The following is a 10,086-nucleotide window of genomic DNA, read 5'->3' as shown; positions in this document are numbered from 1 at the left end:
GAAAAGAATAGCAAAAAGAAATTTATACATTCGAATATTTTAGTGGGCTAAAAATAATTTATACAGTTGTTAAAATTTGTTAAAAGTAAAAATTTAGTTCACCTGCTCACTTGTTAAGCCAAAACGGCGCTCGCGTTTCTGGAAATCAATCACTGCTTCATACAGATCTTCCTTCCTGAAATCGGGCCATAGTTTAGTTGTAAAATACAACTCGGCGTAAGCAATTTGCCACAATAAATAGTTACTTATACGGTATTCACCACTGGTTCTGATCAGCAGTTCGGGGTTTGGCATATCGCCAGTAAAAAGGTTTTGTTCAAAAACCTCTTCATTAATATCGTTTATATCCAGCTCGCCATTTTTTACTTTTATGGCGATATTTTTTGCAGCACTTACAATTTCACGGCGCGAACTATAGCTTAAAGCCAGCGTAAGCACCACTCCAGTGTTACCAGCCGTTGTTTCAATAGCATTATTAAGTTCGCGAAGACACCTTTCGGGCAGCGTTTCCAGATCGCCGATGGCATTAAGCCTGATGTTATTTTTCATAAATCCGGGAACCTCTTTATGAATGGTACTTACCATCAACTCCATGATCGCCATAACCTCCAGCTTGGGGCGGTTCCAGTTTTCGGATGAAAATGTATATAAGGTGATATATTTAATACCTAATTTATCGGCCCCCTCAACAACATCCCTTACAGATGTTACACCGTTATGATGGCCAAATATCCTTAATTTGCCTTTGCCTTTTGCCCAGCGCCCGTTGCCATCCATGATGATAGCTACATGCTGCGGTAGTTTCGACAAATCAATCTGATTCAAATAATCCATATTACTCATTATCAAAAGCCACCCGGTACAAACACAATTGTGTAAAATTTTTCATCAATATGATGGTCTGCTATCTTCGGTTGTTAGACTAATCAATTATAATTAACCTGTATCTGCCATTTTTGTCACGCAAATTGACGGATTTTTCAGGGTACAAAGGTAAAACTTACTTTGTATTTTTTTAGTATCCCACACCAAAAGAAAATGTTATTGCGAATAATATATTAAAACTGCCTAAACAGCTATCAAAACCATGATTTTTCATAATATTTAGTTTAAAGGCCATTAAAATAAAAAGGCCGGCAGCCATTATCTGTTTGATAATGAAAGCTGCCGGCCTCAAAAATCAGCCTTTAAATTTGCTTACAATTGCGTTACACTTTTATATCCCTTTTTGTTTAAGCGCGTCAACATCCTCGGGCATAATATCAACTATTGCATATTGCTGGATACCGGTAATTGCCAGTTCATCAAGCGTACTCACCAAATTACTGTATTGCGATCTATTACTTGGTTTTACCAGTACTATCATGCTTTTGCCTGTTTTATCATGTACCTTTTTATTAGTTTCGATGATGGCTTTACGGATACCATTGGCGCTAAAATCTGTTACCGAAGGTGCTACAATCGGATTTTTTAGTTCACCTAAAAAATATATAGCCTTATTGTCCTTACCCAGGCACACAGTTAACGTACGACTGGCTCCTACAGGTTCATCTTCTTTTCCTACAGGCATGGCCAAATCCATAGCTTTTGGTCTAGCCAGCGTGGTGGTCATGATAAAAAAGGTAATGAGCAGGAAGGCCAGATCGACCATTGCAGTAAGATCAACACGGGCATTTATTTTTTTGCGTTTGTACTTTCCGCCGCCATTTTGGGGAGATGAATTTAATTCGGCCATGACTTTAAAGATTTAAGGTTAACAATTAATAGCAATACTAAATTAGCAAATACAATAAATAAACAGAATTAAATATTGTATTTCAATTTAAAAACGAATTAAATATTGTTTTATTATCCAAAAAGACACAATAATTCCACAACGCTTACACGCTGCAATTACATACCATACCAATTAGTAATAGCAGTTGGAGGTTACAAAAGTGAATGAGATAGTAAAATTGAGGAAGAAATAAGTATCATGTGATTTGAAATCGCCACGCTGGGAACCAACAGTACCGATATAATTACCGGTCTTTTCTCCAGAACGGTCAGAAAGTGCTGCTGCAAGCGCCGACATCTTACTTTTATCGGCATATACACCGCTCACATCATCAAGGTAATCGGTAAAAGTATACCGGTAGCCCAGGTCGGCCATGACAGTAAATTTACCTGATAAATTATATTTAATACCTAAACCATAAGGAATTACAACAGTGTTATTACCATAAGGTTTAGCCTGGCCTTCGGTTTTTAGCTGCCTTAAGCCAAAATCACGTCCGTTAAAATCCTGCGCACGTGGCGCATAAGAAGAAACGCCAATACCAGTAAATATATAAGGTGTGTATTTGTTTCGCCCGGCATCGGGGATATAATTCATGAAGTTAAATTCGCCGGTAAGACTAACCTCACGTAATTGATCTTTAAAATTGAGGTTACGATCTCGAAATTGAGGGCTACCTGAACGGCTGTCATAAGCTGCAATGTTGCCAACGCCAACGTTCAGTTTAGCCGAAAAATAGCCGTCGAAATTTCTTTTGCCAAAGATACCTGCCGAAACACCGCTTATTTTAACGGGGTTATTAGGATTAAGATCGCCAATATAACCCGCCCCTCCTATCGATCCGCCAATTTCCCAGGTTTGGGCCTGCAGCTGATAAGTAAAAAACAAGAGTATCGTAAGAAGTAAAACTTTAGGCATCAATCAAATTTAGTAATTACGGGCATCAAGGCCCCAAAGCAGTTTATTCCTTAACGTAGTTAAATAACTTTCATTACTAAGCCTAATTAAATTTAACTGAAAATTGGCTTTTTGCACATGAAACTTAACTGTTTGATCTAAAACCTCCGTTCGCGAATCGCACGAAATGATATAATTGGCGCTCCGGCTTTCCACCTCAAAACAAAGTTTGCTGGTATCAGGGATCACAATAGGCCGCACATTAAGGTTATGGGGCGATACCGGAGTTACCACTATGCTGTTTGATTGCGGGAAAATAATAGGGCCGCCGCAACTTAACGAATAAGCCGTTGAGCCGGTTGATGTGGAGATGATAATACCATCGCCCCAGTATGAGTTTAAAAACTCGTCGTTCAAAAACACATGCGTTATGATCATAGCCGCATCATCGCGCTTATGGATGGTTACATCATTAAGTGCAAAATTATTGCTGCCAAAAACATTAGGATTCGAATCGACAGTAAGCAGTTCGCGGCAATCGCAGGTAAACTGTCTGTTCACTACCGCATGAATGGCAGCAGTAATATCACTTTTATTGACGCTGGCCAAAAAGCCCAGGCGGCCAAAATTGATACCGATAATAGGGATCCCCGAATCGCGAATCACGGTAACCATATCAAGCAGGGTACCATCGCCCCCAAGGGTTATAAAAATATCAATAAAGCCTTTTAAAGTTTCGGCCGGACGCAACACATTATATTGTATTGTGGGTAATTTATCCTGTAAGTATTCGTGAAGTTGCTGGTGCACATAAATATCAACACCATGCTGTGCAAGGTTATCAAAAACCTGCTGTACAAAAGGTAAAACAGATGGTTCGTTAAATGGCCTGCCGTAAACTGCTATTTTCATTTTTTAAAAAAGCGAATATCGAACTTTGAAAGTACATTAATGCAGCAAGGTATAAATAATTAATACCGGCATAACCCAAACACTACAATTGACGCCCGATGCACCTATCAAACAACATACCTCCCTATAATGACAAACCATGTGCTATTGTTTGCCTAAATAGCTGAATAAAACCAATTTAATTGCTTTAACAGATAAATAACTTCAAGGAAAAATAATTAATTTTAACTACTTTGCCCTACCTTAATACATTTAAACAACGGTTATTTTATTGATGGATCAAACCTTTACCCAAAAACTATCCGATATACAGTCAATTGCTAATGAGCTTCCTTCTGCTTTGATAATTCATGAGGTTGAAACGTTGCAAATTGTATATATGAACAGTGTAGGCCTTAATATATTGGGTACCACGCTTGATGAACTGAAGGCCATGGGCCCGGAAACATATCATCTAAAATATTTCAATACCGAAGACAGCGACGAGTATGTGCCTAAGATACTGCACCTTATAAAAAGCCGTACCCAGGAACAGGTATCTTATTTTCAACAGGCCCGCTCATCGGAGCATGCAGATTGGCAGCTGTTTGTAAGTAACACTAAAGTTTTTGCCCGCAACGAAGCCGGTGACGCCACGCACATTTTAACTTTAGCCAGCATGCTGGACCCGGTTCATCATATAACCACCAAAGTGAACCGGCTTATGGATGACATTTCATTTTTACGAAAAAACAACCTGCTGTTCCTAACCCTTACCCGGCGCGAAAAAGAGATCCTGAAATACATTGCCATGGGCATGAGCTCGGCAGAAATTGGCGCAAAACTATTCATCGCCCCTGCCACAGCCGAAACGCATCGTAAAAACATTAAGAACAAGCTGCGGTTAAAAAACAATTATGACGCCGTGCGGTTTGCACAAGCGTATAATTTGGTTTAAGACTAAAGTTGGAACCCGTCCAATGTCTCACATTCAAAATTTTGCTATTGAAAAGTTACGACTTAAGGCTTAAGACTTAGAACTTAAGACTACAAGTTAAGGTAATTCATGAGCGAATCATACCTGTCGCGGGTGGTATCGTTGACATCGGTATGGTTAAAGGTAGCCTTGATATCATACTCGTACCGAAGGAAACTGGCCGTTATGGCCGAAATATCCTGCTTGTTGATTTTAAGCGTAACCTCCATCCGGGTTGAATCGGGAAAGGATTGAACATAGGAGCTCAGGATCTGCGCATTATCCGACTCAACTATCTGCGCCATGTGCGCCAGCGAATTATTCTTATTGCTGATCTCCAGCACAATAATGCCTCCCGGCTGCGAAACCGAAGTTATTTGAGCGAAATACTCTGTAATAGCATTAATGGATATCAGGCCAAGATAATTGCTTTTGGCATCAAGCACAGGAACAACGGTAAGCTGCTGCTCATAAAACAGGCGGATAACATCATAAATATGCTGTTCCTCCAGTACGTACGGGTTAACCAATGAAAGCGCCAGTGCGCCTATAGGCGTTTGATAGTCATTTTCGCCAATCAGGTCATCCTCGGCAACAAGACCTAAAAACTGCTCTTCGTTAACAATAGGCAAATGCCTGAGGCGAAACTCCACCATACGGTCAAGCACTTTCTGAATGGTATCAGAAGTGTGTACCGGCGGTATCGAGTCAGCTATCAGGTCAAGTGCTATCATTTATGCATTTACTTTGGTCTCTAATTTAGCTAAAAACTGCTTAAGTAAAACATTAAATTCTTCCGGGTGCTCCATCATAGGGGCATGACCGCATTTATCAATCCAGTGCAGCTCTGAATCGGGCAGTAGTTCATTAAACTCAACGGCTACCTCTGGCGGGGTGATCTTGTCATTGCGTCCCCATATCAAAGATACCGGAATAGTGATCTTATGCAGATCTTTTTTCATATTATGCCTGATGGCCGATTTTGCCATTGCCAGCAAACGGATCACCTTGTGCCTGTCGTTAATAGTTTGAAACACATCCTGCACCAGGTCATCAGTGGCTATAGCCGGATCATAAAAAGTAAACTGCACTTTTTCGCGTACAAAATCAATACTCTCCCTGCGCGGGAACGAACCTCCAAAAGCATTTTCATACAATCCCGAGCTACCGGTTAAAACAAGCGCCTTTATGTTTTCGGGATGTGTGGTTAAATATACTAAGGCCACATGCCCGCCAAGCGAGTTACCCAGCAAAGTAATATTACTAAGCTTTTTAAACTTTATAAACTTATGTACAAATTTCGATAAACTTTTTACCCCTGTACTGATCAGCGGCATGTCATAAACAGGTAGTATTGGGATAATAACCCTGTACTTTGATTTAAACTCATTAATAACACCATCCCAATTGCTCAAAGCCCCCATTAAACCATGCAGCAGTAACAGCACCTCTCCTTCGCCCTCATCGATGTAACTAAAACCGTGTTCCTCTTTAAGCACGAACTCCATATAAAATATTAAAAATTAATTTTTCAAAATTAGCTTATACCAAAATCGCTTTCAGTACAAATTCCCGTTATTCCGCTGTAAAATTAGTTTATTACGAACGACATTTAGCAAGTATAGCAATTATTTATCAATGTAGTAATGTTAAGCTTTTATTAAATAGCTTAACATTAATTCAACATTAGTGTTTAAAAAGCTTAGCAATAATTAAATGCTAAAAGCTTAACCCAATAACTGTTTAACCACCTCTGATATTGTTTTACCATCGGCCTTGCCGGCAAGTTCTTTACTGGCCATACCCATTACGCGGCCCATATCTTTTACCGATGTTGCACCAATCCTGCCAATAAGTTCTTCCAGATATCCTTCAATTTCAAACTTGCTCATTTGCTGCGGAAGGTACTCTTCTATAACCAGCATTTCGCCTATCTCAACCTGGTAAAGATCGTCGCGGTTTTGTTCTTTATAGATATCGGCCGACTCCTTGCGTTGTTTTACCAGCTTTTGCAAAACCTTGACCTCTGCCTCTTCGGTAAGTTCATCGGCAGCGCCTTTTTCCGTCTTAGCTAAAAGCAAAGCCGACTTGATTGCACGTAATCCCTGTAAACGATCTGCCTGCTTAGCAAGCATGGCCAGTTTAATGTCCTGGTCTATTTGTGTAATTAATGACATATGTTTTATGTTAGTCCGGAAGTCCGATGTCGGAAAGTCCGGAAGTTTTTCTTTTCAATTTGATAATATATAAGCCCGTTCTATCTTTTCCGGCTTTCGGACTTCACCGACTTTCGGACTTTCCGACTCACTACCCCCTGAATATAGTACCAGCATTTGCCTGCGCCGTTGGCATGATCAATATATCGTTGATATTAACATGTGCCGGACGCGATGCAATGAACCAGATGGTTTCGGCTATATCATCGGCCTGCAATGGTTCAAAGCCTTCATACACCTTTTTAGCCCTTTCCTTATCCCCTTTAAAGCGTACTTCCGAAAACTCAGTTTCCACCGCGCCCGGGTGTATCGCGGTAACCTTAATGCCATGAGGTAAAAGATCGATCCGCATACCCTTATTCAAGGCATCCACAGCATGTTTGGTAGCACAATATACGTTTCCGTTGGCATAAACTTCTTTACCAGCAATTGAACCCAGGTTTATAATATGGCCTTTACCATTTGCAATCATCCAGTTAGATACCACCCTGCTTACGTACAGCAGGCCTTTAATGTTGGTATCGATCATGGTTCCCCAATCATCAATATTACCATTTTGAATAGGATCAAGCCCTTGGCTTAAACCGGCGTTATTAACCAGTACCGTTACTTTTTTCCATTTTTCGGGCAATGCTTCCAGGTTGCTGATGGTATCCTCACGGTTACGTACATCAAATGATGAAACTGCAACCTCTACATTATATTTATCATTCAAGTGCTTGGCCAGTTTCTCCAACCGCTCCAACCGGCGACCGGTTAATACGAGGTCATATCCCTCGCGGGCAAAAACGTGCGCACATGCCTCGCCAATGCCGGCAGTAGCTCCTGTAATTAAAGCAATTTTACTCATAGGTTTGATAACTCTAAACAGCGAAATTATGTTTTTTAGTTTGAAATTTTGTCGGTTGTGGGTAAGGATGTTTTTGGAGGCAAATTTTACTCACCCCGATGTCGCTGCGCTTGTCACCCCTCTCTGCTTCGCAAAGAGGGGCTTTCAATATTTTATATTTTTCTTACCCTCTTTGCGGCGAAGCCGGAGAAAGGTTGATCCAGCGAGGCGCAGATCGGGTGAGTTTACCGTGCTCCACGCAATAACAACCAAACGGAATCATCTATTGCGTTAAAAACGCAAACCCATTTTTAGCACTCATTATAAATGAGCGCAAGAAAGAAAAAAAACTTTGCATCTTAGCGCTTTTGCGAGAAACAATCAGCAACGAATAGTTAAGCCTCTACTCAAAAATCAAACTGAACATAATGGTATGCAACCCCAATCTGCTAAGCGGTGCAGAATAAGGATTATTTTCGCGCATCAGCACGTTTCCCAATGAATTGGAGATCTTGATCTCGGGCGAGAGCTTAAAAAATTCAAAATAGATATCACAACCTATCCCTGCTTCGTACGAAGCAAAGCCGCCTACATTTTTTACCAGTTTTTCTGAAAGATCAAGATTGGCATCTGAGTTTTTCTTGGAGCCTATGGCCTGGGTATATTTCAGGCCGCCTACCACGTAGGCCCTGAAGTCGCCCAGCCTGTCTGATTTTAGTTTTAATTGCAGCGGAATGTCTACGGATGTGGTTTGTACCTTTTTGTCCACGTCTTCCGATGGATCAACATAAGAATAATGCAGAGCCCTGTCGGCAAAAATTAATGACGGTGTGGTACGTACCTCCAAATGTTCGGTGATCCTGTATCTTGTCAAAAAACCTACGCCGAAACCCGGTGTACTTTTGGAACTGATACTATTAAGCGGACCTTTAACCTGCACACCATTCTCATCCAAAAATGCATTACGAAACCCGGGCTGATTAATAATCTTGAAGTCGGTGCTTACATAAGTGAAGCTGAAACCAAAACTCAGGTCCTGCTGATCGGCGCCGCCACCCCATGCAGGTACGCGTTGAGCAAACAATAAATTGCTGCTAAAAATAAGTACAACTACAAGCAGGTAACGGTTTATAATCATTTAATACCGGTGTATATTGAACAGATACCAAACGTTAAAGGCCGGCATTTGGTATTTTTAAAACCTACTTTATCCATCAGGGCGACAAAAGTTTGTCCGTCAGGAAAAGCTGCTACCGACTCGGGTAAATAACTGTAAGCCCTTGCATCTTTACTAAACAACTTTCCGATACCGGGGGTAATATAGCTGAAATAAAAGTTATACAACTGCTTTATCGGGAATGCCTTGGGCTTCGAAAACTCAAGCACCACCACTTTTCCGCCCGGTTTTAGTACCCGGTTGATATCAGCAAGGCCTTTTTCAAGGTTTTCAAAGTTACGAACACCGTAAGCAACCGTTACTGCGTCAAACTCCGCACCCTCAAATGGTAATTTTTCCGAATCGCCAAGTTTTACACCAAACTTATCACCTAAACCACGCTTAGCTATTTTTTGCTCGGCAATGTCAAGCATTCCCCTTGAAATATCAACACCGATAATTTTTTCAGGCTTCAGGATAGATAGCGCCTCAAAAGCAAAATCGCCGGTACCGGTAGCAACATCCAGGATCAGCTTTGGTTTGTCGTTCTTTAATTCGTTGATGGCTTTTTTACGCCAGATGATATCAATACCAAGCGACATGAAGTGGTTCAGAAAATCATATGTTTTTGAGATGTTGTTAAACATATCTGCCACCTGCTCTTTTTTGGTAGCCTGCTCGTCATGGTACGGTGTTATGGTTTTGCTCATCGCGGGCAAAGATAGTGATTGTATGCTGAATGCTTTAATATTAAGACAGGCGAAAATGAATACTGAAACAGGGCTGACAAGTTTACTTACCCCGACATCGCTGCGCTCGTCACCCCTCTCTGCTTCGCAAAGAAGGGATTAAATTTTTCATTTCGTTTACCCTCGTTGCGGCGAAGCCGGAGAGAGGGTGGTCCAGCGAAGCGCAGACCGGGTGAGTCAACTATACGCCAGGAAGTTAATAGCCCGATATTAAGTTGCCCTAATTATGTAAATGTTAAGTCAATTCATTATTTTTAAAAACCAATTGTAGCCGGTACATCCCGGCAAATCACATTTAAAATTTGTTTCCTTATCCTTATGAAAGACGAACAAGAATCCTCGCGCCGTAGTTTCATTAAAAAACTAACCACTGCAACCGCGGCCGTAGCTGCCGGATCAGGCCTTTTAGCCAGCCAAAGCCAGGCCAAAACTTTTTCTATCCAGAAACGCCTTGTGGGCAACAGCCCTAACGACCAGGTAAACATTGCCCTCATTGGCGCAGGTGGTATGGGTACCCAAGATACCATCACCGCCCTGCAGGTGCCCGGCGTGAAACTGGTAGCCGTGTGCGATTTGTACGACGGCAGGCTTAAAG

General features: G+C 41.3%; 12 protein-coding genes. 2 read left to right on the top strand and 10 right to left on the bottom strand.

Features of this window, described 5'->3' with window-relative positions:
* Positions 1-93: 93 nt before the first annotated feature.
* The 4 genes from VF500_RS18240 to VF500_RS18225 all read right to left on the bottom strand — a co-directional run bounded on the left by VF500_RS18240 (position 94) and on the right by VF500_RS18225 (position 3,586).
* On the bottom strand, positions 94-834 hold the full coding sequence (locus VF500_RS18240) for an isoprenyl transferase (RefSeq protein ID WP_330861050.1): 741 nt from the start codon (positions 832-834) through the stop codon (positions 94-96).
* A 382-nt stretch (positions 835-1,216) separates the two neighbouring features.
* Positions 1,217-1,735, bottom strand: a complete 519-nt coding sequence (locus VF500_RS18235) for a biopolymer transporter ExbD (RefSeq protein ID WP_330861049.1) — start codon at positions 1,733-1,735, stop codon at positions 1,217-1,219.
* 174 nt (positions 1,736-1,909) lie between these two features.
* On the bottom strand, positions 1,910-2,695 hold the full coding sequence (locus VF500_RS18230) for a DUF6089 family protein (protein ID WP_330861048.1): 786 nt from the start codon (positions 2,693-2,695) through the stop codon (positions 1,910-1,912).
* Positions 2,696-2,704: 9 nt separating this feature from the next.
* Entirely contained in the window at positions 2,705-3,586 is an 882-nt protein-coding gene (locus tag VF500_RS18225; protein WP_330861047.1) for an NAD kinase, read from the bottom strand.
* Between the two features lie 274 nt (positions 3,587-3,860).
* On the opposite strand from VF500_RS18225, the gene VF500_RS18220 reads away from it, so the two are divergent.
* Positions 3,861-4,523: a helix-turn-helix transcriptional regulator gene (locus VF500_RS18220; protein WP_330861051.1), complete on the top strand. Its 663-nt coding sequence runs from the start codon at positions 3,861-3,863 to the stop codon at positions 4,521-4,523.
* Between the two features lie 89 nt (positions 4,524-4,612).
* Here VF500_RS18220 and VF500_RS18215 read toward each other — a convergent pair whose 3' ends face one another.
* From VF500_RS18215 to ubiE, 6 genes are all read right to left on the bottom strand, one after another.
* Entirely contained in the window at positions 4,613-5,275 is a 663-nt protein-coding gene (locus tag VF500_RS18215) for a CBS domain-containing protein (protein WP_330861046.1), read from the bottom strand.
* Positions 5,276-6,049 carry an alpha/beta hydrolase gene (locus VF500_RS18210; protein ID WP_330861045.1) on the bottom strand — a complete coding sequence of 258 codons (774 nt, stop codon included), beginning with the start codon at positions 6,047-6,049 and terminating at the stop codon, positions 5,276-5,278.
* Between the two features lie 219 nt (positions 6,050-6,268).
* Positions 6,269-6,718: a GatB/YqeY domain-containing protein gene (locus VF500_RS18205; RefSeq protein ID WP_330861044.1), complete on the bottom strand. Its 450-nt coding sequence runs from the start codon at positions 6,716-6,718 to the stop codon at positions 6,269-6,271.
* Positions 6,719-6,848: 130 nt separating this feature from the next.
* On the bottom strand, positions 6,849-7,607 hold the full coding sequence (locus tag VF500_RS18200) for an SDR family oxidoreductase (RefSeq protein WP_330861043.1): 759 nt from the start codon (positions 7,605-7,607) through the stop codon (positions 6,849-6,851).
* Between the two features lie 382 nt (positions 7,608-7,989).
* Positions 7,990-8,724 carry an outer membrane beta-barrel protein gene (locus VF500_RS18195; protein ID WP_330861042.1) on the bottom strand — a complete coding sequence of 245 codons (735 nt, stop codon included), beginning with the start codon at positions 8,722-8,724 and terminating at the stop codon, positions 7,990-7,992.
* A complete protein-coding gene (gene ubiE / locus VF500_RS18190; protein ID WP_208864852.1) occupies positions 8,721-9,452 on the bottom strand; it encodes a bifunctional demethylmenaquinone methyltransferase/2-methoxy-6-polyprenyl-1,4-benzoquinol methylase UbiE in 732 nt (243 codons plus the stop codon). The genes VF500_RS18195 and ubiE overlap by 4 nt, the downstream gene beginning before the upstream one ends.
* A gap of 357 nt (positions 9,453-9,809) precedes the next feature.
* Between ubiE and VF500_RS18185 the strand changes: the two genes are divergently transcribed.
* Positions 9,810-10,086 (top strand): twin-arginine translocation signal domain-containing protein (locus VF500_RS18185; RefSeq protein ID WP_330861041.1); only part of this gene is annotated, 277 nt, incomplete at its 3' end.

The sequence above is a fragment of the Mucilaginibacter sp. genome, assembly GCF_036383575.1.
Taxonomy (GTDB): domain Bacteria; phylum Bacteroidota; class Bacteroidia; order Sphingobacteriales; family Sphingobacteriaceae; genus Mucilaginibacter.
The sequence above is the reverse complement of the archived record's forward strand: the minus strand, read 5'-3'. Positions and strand labels throughout refer to the sequence as shown.